Annotated in this window: 15 protein-coding genes and 1 riboswitch; all 15 genes read right to left on the bottom strand. The window is 50.8% G+C overall.

Features of this window, described 5'->3' with window-relative positions:
• Positions 1-112: 112 nt before the first annotated feature.
• The gene (locus BJP58_RS13300) at positions 113-1,063 is read right to left on the bottom strand and encodes a 4-hydroxy-3-methylbut-2-enyl diphosphate reductase (protein ID WP_194544930.1); all 951 of its coding nucleotides are present in this window, start codon (positions 1,061-1,063) and stop codon (positions 113-115) included.
• Between the two features lie 52 nt (positions 1,064-1,115).
• Complete coding sequence (locus BJP58_RS13305; RefSeq protein ID WP_194544303.1) at positions 1,116-2,573, bottom strand: sensor histidine kinase; 1,458 nt, start codon at positions 2,571-2,573, stop codon at positions 1,116-1,118.
• A gap of 1 nt (position 2,574) precedes the next feature.
• Positions 2,575-3,261: a response regulator transcription factor gene (locus BJP58_RS13310; RefSeq protein ID WP_194544304.1), complete on the bottom strand. Its 687-nt coding sequence runs from the start codon at positions 3,259-3,261 to the stop codon at positions 2,575-2,577.
• Positions 3,262-3,390: 129 nt separating this feature from the next.
• The gene (locus tag BJP58_RS13315) at positions 3,391-5,025 is read right to left on the bottom strand and encodes a S1C family serine protease (protein WP_194544305.1); all 1,635 of its coding nucleotides are present in this window, start codon (positions 5,023-5,025) and stop codon (positions 3,391-3,393) included.
• 159 nt (positions 5,026-5,184) lie between these two features.
• The gene (locus tag BJP58_RS13320) at positions 5,185-5,838 is read right to left on the bottom strand and encodes a response regulator (RefSeq protein WP_194544306.1); all 654 of its coding nucleotides are present in this window, start codon (positions 5,836-5,838) and stop codon (positions 5,185-5,187) included.
• A 17-nt stretch (positions 5,839-5,855) separates the two neighbouring features.
• Positions 5,856-6,938 carry a sensor histidine kinase gene (locus tag BJP58_RS13325; protein ID WP_194544307.1) on the bottom strand — a complete coding sequence of 361 codons (1,083 nt, stop codon included), beginning with the start codon at positions 6,936-6,938 and terminating at the stop codon, positions 5,856-5,858.
• A 5-nt stretch (positions 6,939-6,943) separates the two neighbouring features.
• Entirely contained in the window at positions 6,944-8,059 is a 1,116-nt protein-coding gene (gene liaF / locus BJP58_RS13330; protein WP_194544308.1) for a cell wall-active antibiotics response protein LiaF, read from the bottom strand.
• 198 nt (positions 8,060-8,257) lie between these two features.
• Entirely contained in the window at positions 8,258-8,458 is a 201-nt protein-coding gene (locus BJP58_RS13335) for a hypothetical protein (protein WP_194544309.1), read from the bottom strand.
• A gap of 131 nt (positions 8,459-8,589) precedes the next feature.
• Positions 8,590-9,336, bottom strand: a complete 747-nt coding sequence (locus tag BJP58_RS13340; protein ID WP_194544310.1) for a 3D domain-containing protein — start codon at positions 9,334-9,336, stop codon at positions 8,590-8,592.
• A 104-nt stretch (positions 9,337-9,440) separates the two neighbouring features.
• The gene (gene thrS, locus BJP58_RS13345) at positions 9,441-11,378 is read right to left on the bottom strand and encodes a threonine--tRNA ligase (RefSeq protein WP_194544311.1); all 1,938 of its coding nucleotides are present in this window, start codon (positions 11,376-11,378) and stop codon (positions 9,441-9,443) included.
• 466 nt (positions 11,379-11,844) lie between these two features.
• A complete protein-coding gene (locus tag BJP58_RS13350; RefSeq protein WP_113057619.1) occupies positions 11,845-12,750 on the bottom strand; it encodes a putative sporulation protein YtxC in 906 nt (301 codons plus the stop codon).
• A 211-nt stretch (positions 12,751-12,961) separates the two neighbouring features.
• Positions 12,962-14,095 carry a cyclic dehypoxanthinyl futalosine synthase gene (gene mqnC, locus BJP58_RS13355; protein ID WP_015737124.1) on the bottom strand — a complete coding sequence of 378 codons (1,134 nt, stop codon included), beginning with the start codon at positions 14,093-14,095 and terminating at the stop codon, positions 12,962-12,964.
• A 135-nt stretch (positions 14,096-14,230) separates the two neighbouring features.
• The gene (locus tag BJP58_RS13360) at positions 14,231-15,451 is read right to left on the bottom strand and encodes an aminotransferase class I/II-fold pyridoxal phosphate-dependent enzyme (protein WP_233355065.1); all 1,221 of its coding nucleotides are present in this window, start codon (positions 15,449-15,451) and stop codon (positions 14,231-14,233) included.
• Positions 15,448-16,632: a PLP-dependent transferase gene (locus BJP58_RS13365; protein WP_194544312.1), complete on the bottom strand. Its 1,185-nt coding sequence runs from the start codon at positions 16,630-16,632 to the stop codon at positions 15,448-15,450. The genes BJP58_RS13360 and BJP58_RS13365 overlap by 4 nt, the downstream gene beginning before the upstream one ends.
• Positions 16,633-16,656: 24 nt before the next feature.
• A complete protein-coding gene (gene metA / locus BJP58_RS13370) occupies positions 16,657-17,574 on the bottom strand; it encodes a homoserine O-acetyltransferase MetA (protein WP_071222710.1) in 918 nt (305 codons plus the stop codon).
• A gap of 134 nt (positions 17,575-17,708) precedes the next feature.
• Positions 17,709-17,838, bottom strand: a riboswitch (SAM riboswitch).
• Positions 17,839-17,982: the final 144 nt, after the last annotated feature.

The raw sequence follows: 17,982 nt of genomic DNA on the forward strand, positions 1-17,982 counted from the left end.
ATTCCTAGCATATGGCCGTCAACTATGACGATGACGGGATCATATTAAGGACACACCGATATCAACAAAAATACAACGGTTGCGATTGAACGCAACCGTTGTATTAAAATTCTTATGACTTGCTCTTCACCCGTACAGGCGGAAGCAATTTATTCATATTCACCGTGCGCTTGATCTCCCAGGTTTCCGGCTGATCATGTTCATACTGTTCCAAATAGGCGATGACTTCCTTGGTAATCGGAGTCGGTGTTGATGCCCCTGATGTCACAGCCACTTTGCCTACGCCTTCAAGCCATTCGCGTTTAAGCTCCGTCACATCGCCAATGCGGTGAGCCGGTACGCCGGCTATCTCTTCGGATACCTGTGCAAGACGGTTAGAGTTATTGCTGCGCGGATCCCCGACCACGATGACCAAATCCGCCTGGCCCGCTTGCTCGGCTACCGCCTCCTGCCGGACTTGTGTTGCAAGGCAGATTTCATTATGAATCTCCGCCCCCGGGAATTTATCGAGAAGACTCTTCATGATATGCTTGATGTCCCATTGACTCATCGTCGTCTGGTTCGTAATGATGATTCGGGGCGAATTGACCTGAAGCTGTTCGATCTCTTCTTCCTTCTCGATCAGATGCACGTGATCCGGTGCAATCCCGATCGCGCCTTCCGGCTCGGGATGTCCCTTCTTCCCGATATAAATGATCTCATACCCGTCCGCTGCCTTCTCCCGGATCAAATCATGGGTTTTCGTAACATCCGGACATGTTGCGTCGAGCGTGGTTAACCCTTTATCCCGCGCAAGCTTGCGTACTTCGGGAGAGACCCCGTGTGCGGTAAATATGACGGTGCCGCTCTCCACCTGGCTCAGGATTTCCATCCGGTTCGGACCGTCCAGGGTAATGATGCCTTCATCCTCAAAGGATTGCGTGACATGACTGTTATGCACAATCATGCCCAATATATAAATAGGCCGAGGAAGATCCAGATTCTGGGCCGCCTGACGTGCCAAGACCATAGCGTCAACGACACCGTAACAGTAACCTCTCGGTGATATTTTCAAGACTTCGATGATCCTCACCTGCTTTCCGTTGTCATACATAAAGTATCCAGTCTATTATAACCTATTCCAGCGGAGGAGCAAAGACGACGGGCAGCCAGACGATAAAGGTGCTGCCTTCCCCTCTTCGGGTAACAACCTCGACAGAGCCCTTGTGCTCATCAATAATCCATTTGGCGATGGATAAGCCAAGACCGGTCCCGCTCGTGATGCCTCTGGACTGATCCGCGCGATAGAAACGCTCGAATATAAACGGAACCTCATCCTTATCCATGCCGATCCCCGTATCCGAAATTCGCAGCCCGACCTGACCCTTGTACAGGACGACATCCAGGCTGACTTCACCCTCCGGCGTATACTTGAACGCATTCTCGATAAAGATGAACAGCATCTGCTGCAAGTAGTCCTTATTTCCTTCTACATAAACTCCGTTCAGGACAGACAGCTCTCCGACATGCCACTCAGCGGTTTTATCAAGGAAATGAGCACGCCGTGCGACCTCTTCAACCAATGGCTGCAGAGGAACCGGATTCAGCTCAAAGGTCTGACCGGTATCGGCTCGCGCCAGAGATAACATATCGTTCACCAGCCGGCTCATCCGCTTCGCTTCATCGGATATATCTCCCACCGCTTCGAACGAGATTTGTTTGATCGTTTCTTCGTCCATATTCGCTCTCTCACCAGGGGCTTCCGTCCACATCTTCTGGAGGAGATCCACATTCCCCCGGATGGTGGTCAGCGGCGTTCGGAGTTCATGGGAAGCATCCGATACGAAACGCCGCTGGGCCGCATAGGCATCTTCAAGCTCTTTATAAAAGCCCTCCGTCCTCTCAAGCATGCCGTTAAACGTGCCGATCAATTGTCCGATCTCGTCCTCAGGCCCATCGTATTCGATACGTACGCTAAGGTCGGTGCCTTTTTGGATCTGCTCCGCTGCCTCCGTGACCTTGCCGATCGGTTTCATGGATTTCCGGGCGAGGAACAAGCCTAGTGTGGAAGCAATGACTAGTGTCGCTGCGGATCCCATGATGAGGATGGATTGAAGCCGGTCAAGTGTCTCGTCGATTAACCTTGTGTTGGAACCAATTTGAAGCCAGCCAAACAATTTCCTTGAGTTCGTTTCAACAACTGGGGATTCGTATACAAGGAAGGATACCCCATTAAAAGAAAAACGTTTAAACTCTCCGGGTTTAGTCATACTTAACGCTCTTTCTACAGTTGGATTCTCAAATTGCAAACCACTGAACTCCATATTGCCAGATCTCCAGATGGATCCATTATAGAAAGTATAAAGCTGAACGTATAAATCAGCTGCCTCCATATTAAGCGCGGAGGAACGATCCGGTAGAAGCGCAACAGACGAAGACGTGTAACCGATTTTATTCGCTTCCTGTACTAATCGCTGTTTTAACTCCTCATACGTATACAAATGGACAAACCCATACACCGCCGAGCTGAATATCAGCAGTGTCACAAATAAAATGCCGGTATACCATGCTGTCAGTCTTAACCGAATGGACATGCTAATTATCTCCTCTTAAAATATAACCGGCTCCGCGGATCGTCTGTATCAGCCGTTTACCTCCATGTTCCTCGGTCTTTTGCCGGAGCATGGCGATGTAAACCTCCAGCACGTTGGACTCCCCGCTGTAGTCATAGCCCCATATTTTATCCATGATCAAATCGCGGGACAGCACCCGCTTCGGATTTTGCATAAACAGATGCAGCAGCTCAAATTCCTTGGCGGTGAGCTCCAGTCTTTGCCCGCTGCGAATGACTTCCCTTGCATCGGTATCCATCACGAGATCCTCGAAGGTCAGTCGGTGGTTAGAGCTATCATCTCCGGTTTTGCGGCGCAACAAGGCTCGTACGCGGGCGAGCAGCTCCTCCAGCGCGAAGGGTTTGACTAAGTAATCATCCGCTCCGGCATCGAGTCCCTTGACCCGATTCTCCACCTCATCCTTCGCCGTCAGCATCAGCACCGGTGTCGTGCTTCCGCCTTCCCGGAGTCTGCGCAGCGCTTCAAATCCATCGACCTGAGGCATCATGACATCCAGAACGACAACGTCCGGGTCCTCACTCAAAATTACTTTCAAACCTTCCGCTCCGTTGGACGCGGTCAGGACGTCATAGCCCTCAAACGCAAGTCCCCTGCGCAGCATCGAAATAATCTTCTCATCATCATCTACAATTAATATCCGGGATCGCATAGCGGCATCTCCTCTATCTTCTAGCGTTAAATTTAGTACGACGTTACAATCCCATTATATCGGTCGTCTCAAGGACAAGACAAGCGGAAGGGAACGGTCCCTTCCGCTTGTTCTCACACATATCCAGGGTTACGGTTGTTGCTGTTGTTGCTGCTGTTGGGTTAAATCGAAATCGTTCTTATCGCCGATCGTAAGCGGCAGGTCAATCTTCTTGCCGTTACGAACCACATTCAACGTAATTTTGTCTCCAACCTTCTTCGATTGTATCAATTCAATTAGATCCTGCGAGGTCGGATATTTCGTCCCGTCTACACCCACAATGATGTCATATTGACGCAGGTCTGCTTCATAAGCCGGCGAACGGAATACGACGCCGTCAACATAAGAGCCTTCCGTTACGTAGGTGCCCAGGGATTGGGCAATTTGCGGAGTGACTGTTCCAAGGCTTGCCCCGATAAACGGAACCGGCTCTTTCGGAACTTCCTCATTGTTCTTCAGGTATTCCACAACTTCCTTGATCGTGCTGGACGGAATCGCAAATCCGATCCCTTGCGCTTCCGCGCTGACGGCTACGTTCATCCCGATAACCTCGCCCTTCAGATTGAGAAGCGGCCCACCGGAGTTACCCGGATTAATCGAAGCATCGGTTTGCAGAAGATGCTCATAATTTCGATTATCCTCACCATTCGTCCCTTGAATATCGATCTCGCGTTCCTTCGAGCTAAGTACGCCTGCGGTTACCGTATGCTCAAAACCGTGCGGGTTACCGATGGCAACAAGCCATTCACCAACCTTCAGCGAGTTGGAGTCGCCTAGCTGCACCGATGGAAAATCGGCCCCTTCGATTTTTAGTACGGCCAAATCGAGCTCATAGCTGGAACCGAGCAGCTTCGCTTCATAAGGCTTTTTGGTACCCTGAACCGTCACTTGGATCACATCTGCGCCATGGATCACATGCTCATTCGTCAAAATGTATCCCGACTTCTCAAAGATGAAACCCGAGCCGATGCCTGAAGGCTGAAGCTGGGATTCCTGACCTCCGTTGTTGCTGCTTCCACCGTTTCCGCCATTTCCTCCCTGGCTCGATTGTCCGCCGCCAAAGAAGTACCAGAACGGATCATTCATGTTCGGATTCGTGCTTTGACGATTGCTGCTGTTTACAAGCGTCTCGATCAGCACGACGGCTGGACTTGCCTGGTCAACAACCGCCGATACATCGCCCGGATTAGAAGGAATCATGGCCGATGCCGTAGTAGCTCCACCGTTATCATCAACGCTAGCTGAAGTTTCTTGGGCTGGCTCCGATGAATACGCCGCATCCGGCGTAAACAGATTCGTGCGGTCCGCGGCAAACATCAGGCTTGAAATAACAAGGACACCAGCCAAGAAGGACAACAGCACCGTCTTCACGGAATTTTTAGGCTTCTGGCTGTAATTCCATTCTTTGTTTCTTTTCATCGAATCCATAGATCCGCCGCCCCCTTGGCTTCCGGAGGAATGTGACTGCGAGAAACCGGAGGATGGAATCGGTTTAACCGGTTGCGGAGCGGTAACCTCCACTTCCTGCGATTCCCGGCTCTGGTATGGTCGCTCCGTCTGCTGATCATCGCGTTCATTGGGTATGGACTGAAACGGTCCGTAAGAATAGTAATAAGACGAATTCTTCGTGGATGCTTCCTCACGTCTCGGTGCTTCATTGTTATTCGACTCGTTGTTCATTCCCTCATCATCCGGATACCCGTAGCGCTTTCTTTGGTCGTCCATAGGTCTACCTCCTATTTAAAATCACTTGCTTCCAAGTGGTTTCATTGATTAACTGTTCTTATTGTGTACTATAAACCTTAATAGTACCTTAAAAACAATTAAAAGGCAGATAAAAAGAAAGCCGGGCGGCGTCAAGGGAATCTGATTCGAATGGAATCGCTATATTTTGACCCATCCCTTACGGTGGGCATAAATCGCCAATTGCGTGCGGTCTTCCAGCTCACACTTCATCAGCAGATTGCTGACATGGGTTTTAACCGTTTTAATGCTGATATGCAGCTCTTCGCCGATCTCTTTGTTGCTCTTGCCCTCGGCTATGAGCAGCAGCACTTCTTTCTCGCGCTCGGTAAGCCCGGAATCATCGCTGTTCACCATATGTCGGCGGATCCCGCGGGTAAGTGCTTCCGACACGTCTTTGGTCATGACCGGCATGCCCCTGAACGCTCCCTGAAGAGCATAGATGAGTTCGTCAGCCGAAACGGTTTTCAGTACATAACTGACAGCCCCCGCCTCAATGCACTCAACCACAAGCTCATCTTCAAGAAAGCTGGTCAGAATCACAATCTTCTGGTCCGGGAACTCGGACATGACCGCACGCGTGGTCTCTGCCCCGTTCATCACCGGCATCATCAGATCCATAAGAATGAGATCAGGCCGGTCTGCCTCATCTCCATTTCTTAACATATCAACAACCTCTTGGCCGTTAGCTGCCTCTCCGATCACTTCAAATCCCGGATCCAGCGACAAATACGTTTTTAATCCCATACGAACCATGTCATGATCATCCGCCAGCAATATCCGAATCGTACCCATAAGATGTTGTCCCCTCTCTACTCCACTGGCTCAGCCAGCTCTTCCTGTTCCTTGCTCTCTTCCGCAGCCGGTCCCTGACTACCCTCGGCCTCAAATAGCGGAATGTTTACGCGAACTGTCGTTCCTGCACCCTTTTTGCTTATGATATCGACCTGGCCACCAAGCTTTTCGGCTCGCTCACGCATCGTGGACAGCCCGTATGAGCCCTGCTTGCCTGCCACCTCGTCAAACCCGATCCCGTCGTCGCTGATGCTTAAAATAACGCGTTTCTGATCCTCACGAAGCGACATGCTGACAAGGCTTGCACCGGCATGTTTCACAATGTTGGCTACGGCTTCCTGGATAATCAGGAACAGCTGATGCTCAATCGCATCGGACACCCCGCCGTAAAGTTCCACATCCTTCATGCCCTTCAGGCCATTTTGGCGGCAGTAATCCGGAAACCACCGTTCGAGTGCCTCCTCCAGGGTTCTTCCTTCCAGTTCAACAGGCCGAAGCTGTGCAATCAGCGCCCGCATCTGCTTCTGTGCCACGTGAGACATCTCAATCAACTGACCGAGCACTTTATCGCCGTGCTCCGGGTTTCTCTTCAGAACCGCCGGAAGCGATGAAGCCGACATATGAATCGCGAACAACTGCTGACTGACCGTATCATGCAAATCCCTTGCCATCCGGCGTCGTTCCTCAAGCACGGCGGCTTCCGCGGCGATCTCTTTCTCAATGACATCCTGCTCGCCCAGGCGCTGCAGCAGCTTCATCTTCTTCTCCAGCGCTTCCGTCATTCCGTTAAACTCATCATATACTCTGGCAAAAGAACCGTCTTCCATTGCCGGCAGCCGCACGTTCAGATTTCCTTTGGCAACCTGCAGCATGTTCAGATGTAGCAGGTCCAGCGGTCGCTGAATGCGCTGCCCCGCGATGTACCCCGCAATCCCCGTAAACAGAAGTACACCGACCGTGTAATATACCCACAGCCGGTTATCTTCAATATGTATGTAGCCGGATTGGTTTGCTGTATACAGGAAAACAGCAACCCCGGCTCCAATCAACAGAAAGTAAAACAGTATCACCCATTTGGTATTTTTCAATATTCCCATCATAACGGTTATCCTACCCTATTCACTTTGACATCACCGATAAATACGCTGACGGTGATTCGTATTTTCTTACCGGCTTCCCTGTAGTGCGGGCTTTCCAGACCGGCATTGCTCATAAAGCCGCTGCGGCTTTCCTCCAGCACCTTCATATCGCCAATGAATGAGTTGGTCGTGACATGAATGCCGACATCCGAATCATTCGGAACGAATACCTTGACATCCCCGATAAACGCCGAGATGTTGATTTTCGTTTCTCCGTAAGGGATTTGAGCTTTGGTCAGATCCAGCACCGTATCACCGATGAACTGGGAGATATTTGTCGGCTTCAGCTGAAAATAATCTTTTCCCATGTGCACGTCCCCGATAAAAGAGGACTTGTTCACCGCATCATGGCTGTGCCAAGATTGATGATGATGGTGTTGATGTTGGTGCTGTTCATCCTTATAATCCGATCCGTTGCCGTAGCTTTTGCCGTTATCGTCAAAATCCACATGAACTCTGAACTTGCTGCGATCCTGAGGCTCCTGGCGCGGTCGCTCCTGCTGCTGTCCCTGCCAGCGGTAACCCTTGCCCTGCTCATGAAAATCCGGTGATCCTGGTTCGCGATCGGGCAGGATATTCTCAGACTTGTCAGCCTTGTCTGGCTTGCCAAATCTCCGTTCGAATTCTTCATCCAGGGAAGAATCAAGCGGACGCGCTTCAGGCGGATCGGGAATGTCATAATGGTCGCTACGATGCGAGCTAAAGTCATCCGGACTTGGCGGCGATGGCGGCGGCGTATGAGGTTTCGGTTTGAAAATGACCTGCAATCCAAACCCAATCAGCATAATCGGAATCGCATACTTGATCAGATCGCCAAACGAGAAGTCAATCAAATTCAGGTTTTTTCCAAGAAAGTACGATCCGATAATGATCGGCACGACAGAGCCCCATAGTGCCCCTCCGCGGGCATAAATTAAGCTTTGCAGCCCGAACCAGATGATGAATACCGGCCAAAAAGTCTTGAATATATAACCAAGATCCACATGTATCATATCGAGCTGATTTAGAAGAAACAACACACCAATACCGATGAGCAGCAATCCGTTGCTAAGCTGGCTCCATCCTTTTCTACTCATGGTCATCCCCTTGCCTTCCAGTTCTATTTTTTCTTAACTACAGTGTACAACATATTGCGATGAACAGGTTAGCGGCGGTGGAATGAAGTTGAACTCGGTCTAGAGACTGAGTCCATGGATAAAAATGGGAGCCAAACCATAATAAAAGACCCCCGCTAAAGCGGAGGTCTTATTTTTGCACGAACGGGCGCTGGCATCTACACCTTAACGGTTTGTTGGATGGTCCCCTGGTGTGTTCAGTTCGCCAAACTCAGCATCAAACTTCTCGTTCGGTTTTTTGTAGTTCTCTTGAACTTTGGAATTCCCTTTTGGGTTGCTGGCTATGCTGGTATCTTCAGCAAACTCAGCGTTAAACTTTTCATTCGGCGTTTTAAAGTTCTCTTGTACCTTGTTCTTTTTAGCCACAGTATTCACCTCCCTGTTCATATGCAATACCATCATCCTCTTCAGGGGTTTGGCCCCCGAAAAGTAGTATGTGATGAACAGGGAGGCATTATTCTTAAATGTTTACTGCCAATCTACGCGCCAAAATCACCCTAAATGGCTTCCTCCAAAACGGATGCCGGCAGGAAACGATAGGTCTCGATCGCGTTATCCAGGGTTCTGAGCATTTCCTCCGTGCATTTGCCGCTTCCGGTTTTAATGACCTGTACCTCGACGTCCTTCTTCCCCCACTCCTTAAACACTTGTTTGGTTGTGGAGAAATAAAGATCGATTTTTTGCCCTTTGATCGCTGATCCGATATCCGCTACGATTCCATAACCATAGCCCGGTATATAGAGAATACTGCCAAGCGGAAATACATCCGGATCCGCGGCAATCGTTGATAGCGTATTTCGATCCCGCTTCACCTTCACACCGGAATAGGTAATTCCATATTGAGGATGCCCCGGCTTCTTCCCGGTGGATTCATAACCTGCCGTATAGCCGGTAGCGGTTACCTTCACCGTATGCAGCACCTGGTCCTCCCTAGGCGCAAGCACGGGCATGGATTCGCGTTTCTTGCCAGGCACGCTGGCCTTAGGCCCCGTATCCGGAACATCCAAATATCTATTCATATCGCTAAAACCTGCTACTCGAAACGCATAGAAGCGAGACATTTCCACGTAATCGGAGCCTTGATATCCCCCGGACGGATCATACACATTTCTTAAGTCTGTTGAATCATAGGATTCGCTTAGAATCAGATTATGGGCATCTACTATTGAAGAACCTGCACTGAACAAGACGGCTGATAAAATAAAACCAGCAAAAAACCTCTGCCATTTTTTCCATTGGATCATGTGAGTACCTCCCCCTTACTAGCGAGGGTTCCCACTTCCCAAAAAGAATATACGTGATGGCAGAGGTTTGCATGTCCCTACGTTACTTAAGCTTAAAGCTAAACTTAAACGACGTGGGTGTTAATTTCTTCACGAAGCTTGAGGATGATCTCGTCGAGCGGCTGGGCCCCGATATCCCCTTCGCCGCGTTTGCGAACGGAAACCGCGCCCGCATTTTTCTCGTTCTCGCCAACGATGAACATGTAAGGAATCTTCTCGAGCTGCGCTTCCCGAATCTTGTAGCCCAGCTTCTCGTTGCGAAGATCCGGCTCCACGGAGATACCGGCGAATTGAAGCTTCTCAGCCACTTCCTTGGCATAATCTTCAAAGGCATTGGAGACCGGAATGACTTTCACCTGTACCGGTGACAGCCACAACGGCAGCGCACCCGCAAAATTCTCAAGCAAGAAGGCAGTGAAGCGTTCCATGGTGCCCAGAATACCGCGGTGGATAACGACCGGACGATGCTTCTGGCCATCGTCGCCGACATATTCCAGCTCAAAGCGCTCAGGCAGCAGGAAGTCGAGCTGAACGGTTGACAGCGTCTCTTCCTTGCCTAGAGCCGTACGGATCTGAACGTCGAGCTTCGGACCGTAGAAGGCAGCTTCGCCTTCGGCCTCATAGAACGGCATATCCAGGCTTTCGACAACTTCGCGCAGCATGCGCTGGGACATTTCCCACATTTCATCATTCTGGAAATACTTCTCGGTATCCTGCGGATCCCGGTAAGAAAGACGGAAGCGGTAGTCATGGATGCCAAAGTCCTTGTAGACCGTCATGATCAGCTGAATGACCCGTGCAAACTCTTCCTTGATCTGATCCGGACGGCAGAAAATATGCGAGTCGTTCAACGTCATCGCGCGCACCCGATGCAAGCCGGTCAGCGCACCGGACATTTCATAGCGGTGCTGCATGCCAAGCTCAGCAATACGGATCGGCAGATCCCGGTAGCTGTGCATATCGCTCTTATATACCATCATATGGTGAGGACAGTTCATCGGACGAAGAACAAGCTCCTCGTTGTCCATCTCCATTTTCGGGAACATATCTTCCTGATAGTGCTCCCAGTGACCGGAGGTTTTGTACAGCTCCACGTTTCCGAGCACAGGCGTGTACACGTGCTGGTACCCGAGGCGCTCTTCCATGTCCACGATATAACGCTCCAGGGTACGGCGCAATTTCGCGCCGTTTGGCAGCCAGATCGGCAGGCCTTGTCCAACAAGCTGAGAGAACGTAAACATTTGCAATTCCTTGCCCAGCTTACGATGATCGCGCTTCTTGGCTTCTTCCAGCAGATGAAGATGCTCATCGAGCTGCGCTTTTTTCACGAACGCCGTACCGTAAACGCGCTGAAGCATTTTGTTCTTGCTGTCGCCGCGCCAGTATGCGCCCGCCACGTTCATTAGCTTGAATACTTTGATCTTGCCGGTTGAAGGGACATGAGGTCCACGACAGAGATCAAAGAACTCGCCTTGCTCATAGATCGTAATAACGCTATCCTCAGGCAGGGCATTGATCAGTTCCAGCTTGTACGGATCCCCGAGCTCGCCGAAGATGCGCAGCGCTTCCGCACGGCTTACTTCCTTGCGGACAATCGGAAGATTCTCCCCGATAATGCGTTCCATTTCCTTCTCGATCTTTTGCAGGTCCTCCGGATTCAAAGGCTCTTCCAGATCCATGTCATAGTAGAAGCCGTCCTCAATGACCGGACCCACGCCCAGCTTTACTTCTTTCGCTCCATACAAACGCTTGGTCGCTTGAGCCAGCAAATGCGCTGTACTATGACGCATCACTTCAAGCCCTTCGGGCGTATCCTGCGTTACGATCTCGATCAAAGCTCCGTCCTGAAGCGGTGTCGAAAGATCCACGACGATCCCGTCCATTTTTCCCGCGACCGCATTCTTTCTAAGTCCGCTGCTGATTGAAGCAGCCACATCCTCAATACTGCTGCCCGCCTCATACTCCCGTACGGAGCCGTCAGGCAATTTAATGCTAATAGCCACCTTGTATTCCTCCCAAGACAAAGAATTTCACGTTTCTTCCATATATGAAGGACGCGTTAGTCTCCCTGCGAAGACAGGCATGGACCGCTGAGGTGCCCGCCTGGACTTCAACGAAAGATACCGGAACATGCAAAAAACACCCGTCCCGCGAAGGGACGAGTGTTATACCCGTGGTTCCACCCTAATTCGATCTCTTTCATCACCTTATGTACTGGGTACATAAACGATTAAGATCCTTCATCAGCATTGAGTAACGGTCATGAACCGGTGAAGCCTACTCATCCGCATTCATCATGACGTGCGGGTTCGACGACACAGCTACAAAGGGGTAAATCAATGGTGAACCGGAGGAAATTCCAGCCGAGGTTTCCTCTCTCTGAGCGGTCAAATCCAAAATTGATTCATGTCTTTGTCAGAGCTTTTACGTGAATTTATCAGTAATTATAATCCTGACCGCTTCGATGCGTCAAGTCATCATTCGTCCGCTACCGAGAAGCGCGCTGCATTCGGGACAGCTGCAGCATACTTCGGCGCGGTTATCAAAGATATGGGCCAATGTTACGATGACGGGAAGCTCAGGCTGCCTCGTGTGGATAATCATGCGGGCCGGAGATACCGAAATCAGCGTACTGACCACCATATCTTCAATCTCCATATCCTGGTCCAGCCTTTCCATAACGAGTCCTTCATCCCGAGGGCGTTCAATCGGGCGAAGATTGCCATCCAGCAGCAGGAACTCTTCCTCCCCCTTATGAATGACGTGAACCAGCGGCATTTTGGGCTCCTGAAAATAAACAAAATATTTCAGCAGACTGACGAACTCCTCGTACTGCTGATCCAGCATAAATTCATCCACTGCATACTCCGCCATCTCGCGGAGCTCCTGTTCATAAGACTGAAGCCGGAAGGTTATAAACCCATCCAGATTAAGCTCAGGCGCCTCGTTCAGGCATTGATATATGCCTTCCGACAGCTTGCGTCTGCGGCTCTGCCAGAAGTCCCCGGACGGGCCTTCCTCTTTTTGCAGGAGCATCAAAAACCACTGCAGGATCCGCCCCGCTTCTTCCTCATCATCAAACTCGAATTCCGAGAACATTAACCGTGCAGCAATCTCCTGCTCTTTCTCTTCCATAATATAAGCAGTGACTGCTTCGGCAGTGAGCCGGCGCAGCGTGTCGGCCGATGCGGTCCATGAGGACAGCGGAAGCTTGCCGGAGCACGTCCAAATCACGCGGTCATCCGAAGCGCTGAATGTGAATTTCAGCTGCTTGCATTGTTTATGTAGCTCTTTCTGCTTGTCTGACAATATACGGTGAAACGCCTTTTTCTCGTCTTCCGTCCGTGTACCGACAGAAATGCTGAACAGTTCCATGGAATCACTCCTTTCGAGTTCCCTTTTCAGTATATGGGGACCCGCTCGGGGATATACGGAACTCCTGCTTGGAAAAACAAGCAAGTCCGGAAAATATCTAATCAACGGCCGCATCCTAAATATGTCCATCAACGCACATACTCTCTGATCCAAATTAAAAAGGCGGACCGAGTTGCTCGGCCCGCCTTACGGATCTTCATGAAGTATAGAATTAGTTCTGCATGACGAAGTCGCGCTCAACGGTGCTGTTATCTTCGAACACGCGCAGAATATCATACCGGGTGTTGCGTTGAGCCGGGATGTTGCCGGTCTCCCGGATCAATTGAATAATCGATTCAATATTGACCTTATAGACGGCTCCTGCGGAAGAAACCACGTTCTCCTCCATCATCGTGCTGCCAAAGTCATTACAGCCGTAGCTGAGTGACAGCTTGCCGATTTCAGGTCCCATCGTTACCCAGGACGACTGCAGATTCGGAACGTTATCGATCGCCAAGCGACCGATGGCTACCGTCTTCAAGTACGCCTCCGGCGTTTCGCGCTCGCGCTTAAGGTTCGTATTGTCCGGCTGGAACGTAAATGGAATGAAGGCAAGGAAGCCTTTGGAATCATAACCGTTCTGAATGCATTCATCCTGCGCATCACGTACGCGAAGCATATGTAGCGCACGCTCTTCCATCGTTTCGCCCAGACCGATTACCATGGTAGCCGTCGTGTTCATGCCGACTTTATGGGCCGTTTGCATGACATCCATCCACTGGCGCCATGTGCCTTTTAGACGACTGACCTTTTTGCGGATACGATCATCCAAAATCTCAGCGCCGCCGCCAGGCAATGAGTCCAGACCCGCGCTGTGAAGCTCGCGCATCACCTCTTCGAGCGTAAGCCCGGAGATCTCCACCATTTTCATAATTTCCGCCGGGGAGAACGAATGCATCGTGATGTTAGGAAACCGCTTCTTAATGTTGCGAAGCAGGTCGGTATAATAATTGAAAGGCAAATCCGGATTAACGCCGCCCTGCATCAGAATCTCAGTACCGTTTACATCCTCGGTTTCCTGAATCTTCTGGAAGATTGTTTCATCGGGCAGTACATAGCCCTCGGAAGAGCCGGGTCTGCGATAAAAAGCGCAAAAACGGCAGAATACATCACATATGTTTGTGTAATTGATATTCCGGCCGATAACAAATGTCGTGATAGGATCCGGATGCAGACGCTTTGTCATCACATCCGCCGCATGACCAATTTTCTCAATCTCATCACTTTCAAAAAGCGTTACGGTATCTTCCAGGTTCAAACGCTCACCGCGTAAAGCTTTATCCAATATACGGTTTACCGCACTCATTCTTGCAGCCTCCCTACTTAGAGCAAAATAACAAATCACCAGCAAAACTTTTTCTATCTCATCCTACCACAATCCGGCATTAAAAACGACATCCCGTCCGTGACAGGATGCCGAATTCTATGATTTGGAAAATCTTTAGTAACTGGCAGCAAAAGCCCGATCCAGATCAGCAATCAGATCGTCCACATCCTCGAGTCCGACCGAGAAACGGAGCAAGCCATCCGTAATTCCGCGTTCATGCCGAACCTTCTCACCCATGGCCGCATGCGACATCATTGTCGGATACGACAGGATGCTCTCCACGGCTCCCAGACTGACCGCTACCAGCGGCAGCTTCACATGGTTCAGCACGTGCTTGGCGCGTTCGCCTGAGCCGACGTCAAAAGAGATGACCGCGCCATAACCACTCGATTGCTTCTCATGGACTTCACGTCCCGGATGATTCAAGAGGCCAGGGTAGTACACTTGCTCAATGTCGCTTCTCCCTTGCAGCCAGGCCGCAAGCTTGGCCGCGCTTTGCTCGGAGTGGGCCATACGTGTGCTGAGCGTTTTCATTCCGCGCATAAGGAGCCAGGAATCCTGGACCCCAAGGACCGTGCCCAAACCATTTTGCAGCTGCTTCAGTTGGTCTCCCAGCTCCTCGGTTCTGGCTACCGCGAGACCTGCCAGCACATCGCTGTGCCCGCCAAGGAATTTGGTCGCGCTATGGATCACGATATCCACGCCGAATTCAATCGGACGCTGGTAAAACGGCGTCATGAACGTATTATCCAGCAGGGTAAGCAGGCCATGCTCCTTCGCCCAATCCGTCACCGCACCAATGTCGGTAATTTTCAGGGTCGGGTTTGAAGGGGTTTCCATATAGACGGCTTTCGTATTCGGTTTGAGGGCCGCCTTCACCTGATCCAGATCGGTCATGTCCACGAAGGTGCTCTCGATGCCCATACGGCTTAAAATGCTGGTCAGCAAGCGGTAGGTTCCGCCGTACACATCCTCCGTCACGATCATATGATCCCCCGCACTGAGCAGCATGAACGAGCTGGAGATCGCTGCCATACCGGAAGCATAAGCGAAACCGCGTACGCCTCCCTCCAAAAGGGCGATATAATCCTCCAGCGCCTGCCGAGTCGGATTGCCGGAACGGCTGTAATCGTGTTGCGGCGGGTTAAAGATGTCTTCATGGTGAAACGTCGAGGCTTGATAGATCGGAACGCTTGAGGCGCCGGTTGCCCGGTCGATTTCCCCGCCGAAATGCAATAGTTTTGTCTCGAAACGGAGTTCTTCCTCGTGTCCCCGTTTAGCAGCTAACTGCTTGGTTTGCGTTTCCAATCCGGATGGACCTTTATCGATGCTCATTCTCCCGTGCTCCCTTCCACTTCAGCCATGGCCGCGCTCAGTGCAGCATCCAAATCCGCGATCAAGTCATCCGCATGCTCGATGCCGACCGAGAACCGGAGCAAGCGGTCATCCACGCCGATTGCTTCCCGAATCTCAAGCGGGATGTCCGCATGGGTCTGAACAGCAGGGTATGTCATCAGGGACTCAACGCCCCCCAGGCTTTCTGCGAACGCAATCAGCTTAATGTGCCGCAGCACGGGCTCCACATAACGGGCGTCCTTCACCTTGAAGGAGAAGATGCCCGTGTTGCCGCTGGATTGACGATTCTGGATGTCATGTCCCGGATGGTCCGGCAGGGCAGGATAATACACCTCGCCGATCGCCGGGTGAGTTGTCAAAAACGTTGCCACTGCGGTTGCATTCGTCTCGTGCCGATCCATACGCAGCGCAAGCGTCTTCATTCCTCTCATCAGCTGATAGGAATCCGTCGGGCTTAACACAGCGCCGATGGAGTTATGAAGGAAAGCCATCTCCTCCGATAGTTCCTTGCCCTTCGTTACGATGATCCCCGCCAGCACATCGTTATGTCCTCCCAAATACTTGGTGGCGCTATGTATAACGATATCCGCCCCAAGCTCGATGGGTCTTTGGAAATACGGAGTAAGCAGCGTATTATCCACAATGCTGATCAGTTGATGATGCCTTGCCCACGTACAGACGGCTTCGATATCCGTAATCATCATAAGCGGATTAGTCGGCGTTTCGATAAATACAGCCTTCGTGTCGGGCCTTCTTACCCCTTCCAGCGCATCCAGGTCATTCGTATCCACGTACGTAGCCGTAACGCCGAACTTGGACATAATCCGCTCCAGCAGCCTATACGTCCCACCATACAGATCCAGCGATACAATCAGATGGTCCCCTTGACCGAACAAAGCAAAAATCGTCTGAAGGGCAGCCATGCCCGAGCTGCAAGCAAAGCCGGCATCGCCGGATTCCAGCTCGGCGCAGGCGTCCTCCAGTACCGACCGGGTCGGATTTTTCGTACGGGCGTAGTCAAACCCCGTGCTCTGGCCTAATTTGGGATGGCGGTATGCCGTAGCCTGATAAATCGGAAAATTCACGGCTCCGGTTACCGGTTCTTGCACCGAGCCGATCTGTGCCAGCCGGCTCTCTATATTAAAAGGTTTCTTCTCCATCACAAACTCTCCTCCCGTTTACTGCTATATTTGCGGACCAATATCGTATGGCGTTTCCTGATATACATAGTAATTGAGCCAATTAGTAAATAATAAGTTTGCATGCGCCCGCCATATGGACGGAGGCGTCCTTGTTGGATCATTATTCGGGTAATAGTTGCGCGGCAGTTCGATGTCCATGCCCTTGGCAACGTCCCGGTCATACTCCCACTTCAGAGAGTCCGCATCATACTCGGAATGCCCTGTGGCAAAAATCTGCTTTCCATCCCGGCTTGATACCAAATAAATGCCTGCTTCCTCGGACTCGGACAGGATGACCAGATCGTCAATGCCTGTAATGTCCTCGCGCCGAACTTCCGTATGACGGGAATGCGGAACAAAGAACATTTCGTCAAATCCGCGGAGCAGCTTGGTACATGTTTCATTGATCGTATGTGGAAATACGCCGAAGCATTTTTCCTCGAGGCTGTATTTCGGCACGCCGTAATGATAATAAAGTCCGGCTTGCGATGCCCAGCAGATATGGAGCGTGGAGGTCACATGCGTCTTGGTCCATTCAAAAATTTCAGTAAGCTCATCCCAGTAATTCACTTCTTCAAACTCCAACTGCTCGACCGGAGCTCCTGTAATGATCATGCCGTCAAAACGACGGTTCTTCACTTCTTCAAAGGTTTTGTAAAATGATTTCAGATGCTCAGCCGACGTATTCTTCGAAACGTGCGAACTCGGGTGAAGAAGGACAACATCCACCTGGAGCGGGGAGTTACCGATCAATCGCAGCAGTTGGGTCTCCGTCGTTTCCTTGGTAGGCATCAGGTTCAAAATAGCGATCCGCAATGGGCGGATATCCTGATGAAATGCGTGACTCTCATCCATGACAAAAATGTTTTCTCCAGCCAGAACTTCCTTTGCCGGCAAGGCATCCGGAATTTTAATTGGCATCGTGGCTCACTCCTTCGAAATATGAAATGATACATCCATAAAAAAGCTGTGAGAAAGAGCGTTAGACTGTATAAACGCAAGAAGACCTTTCTCAAAGTAGAGAAAGGTCATCATATACGTATCACAATGCGCCTCTCTCATCTGTCAGACTATACAACGGCTTCGAAGAAGCGTCGTATCTCCTGCAAGAATTAGCACCGTGCGATGTTGCCGCCGGTTGCCGGGTTTCATAGGGCTAGTCCCTCCACCTGCTCTTGATAAGATTTCGCTTTATTCAGTTGTCTTAAATTGTTCGTAATTGATACTTACTTTAAATCATTCCCAATTTTTCGTCAAGAACCTTTTCATAAAGTCCGTCACACTTCACCGAAGGTTTCCATACCCTGTACCGTGGCCCCTGGCTGGACC

Source organism: Paenibacillus sp. JZ16 (assembly GCF_015326965.1).
Classification (GTDB): domain Bacteria; phylum Bacillota; class Bacilli; order Paenibacillales; family Paenibacillaceae; genus Paenibacillus_AQ.

Excerpts from the sequence above, each read along its gene's own strand:
- BJP58_RS13305 (WP_194544303.1), bottom strand. The coding sequence starts at position 2,573 with ATGTCCATTCGGTTAAGACTGACAGCATGGTATACCGGCATTTTATTT.
- BJP58_RS13325 (WP_194544307.1), bottom strand. The coding sequence starts at position 6,938 with ATGATGGGAATATTGAAAAATACCAAATGGGTGATACTGTTTTACTTT.
- liaF (WP_194544308.1), bottom strand. The coding sequence starts at position 8,059 with ATGACCATGAGTAGAAAAGGATGGAGCCAGCTTAGCAACGGATTGCTG.
- BJP58_RS13365 (WP_194544312.1), bottom strand. The coding sequence starts at position 16,632 with ATGGAGAAGAAACCTTTTAATATAGAGAGCCGGCTGGCACAGATCGGC.
- BJP58_RS13350 (WP_113057619.1), bottom strand. The coding sequence starts at position 12,750 with ATGGAACTGTTCAGCATTTCTGTCGGTACACGGACGGAAGACGAGAAA.
- metA (WP_071222710.1), bottom strand. The coding sequence starts at position 17,574 with ATGCCAATTAAAATTCCGGATGCCTTGCCGGCAAAGGAAGTTCTGGCT.
- BJP58_RS13315 (WP_194544305.1), bottom strand. The coding sequence starts at position 5,025 with ATGGACGACCAAAGAAAGCGCTACGGGTATCCGGATGATGAGGGAATG.
- BJP58_RS13340 (WP_194544310.1), bottom strand. The coding sequence starts at position 9,336 with ATGATCCAATGGAAAAAATGGCAGAGGTTTTTTGCTGGTTTTATTTTA.
- BJP58_RS13320 (WP_194544306.1), bottom strand. The coding sequence starts at position 5,838 with ATGGGTACGATTCGGATATTGCTGGCGGATGATCATGACATGGTTCGT.
- BJP58_RS13360 (WP_233355065.1), bottom strand. The coding sequence starts at position 15,451 with ATGAGCATCGATAAAGGTCCATCCGGATTGGAAACGCAAACCAAGCAG.
- BJP58_RS13310 (WP_194544304.1), bottom strand. The coding sequence starts at position 3,261 with ATGCGATCCCGGATATTAATTGTAGATGATGATGAGAAGATTATTTCG.
- mqnC (WP_015737124.1), bottom strand. The coding sequence starts at position 14,095 with ATGAGTGCGGTAAACCGTATATTGGATAAAGCTTTACGCGGTGAGCGT.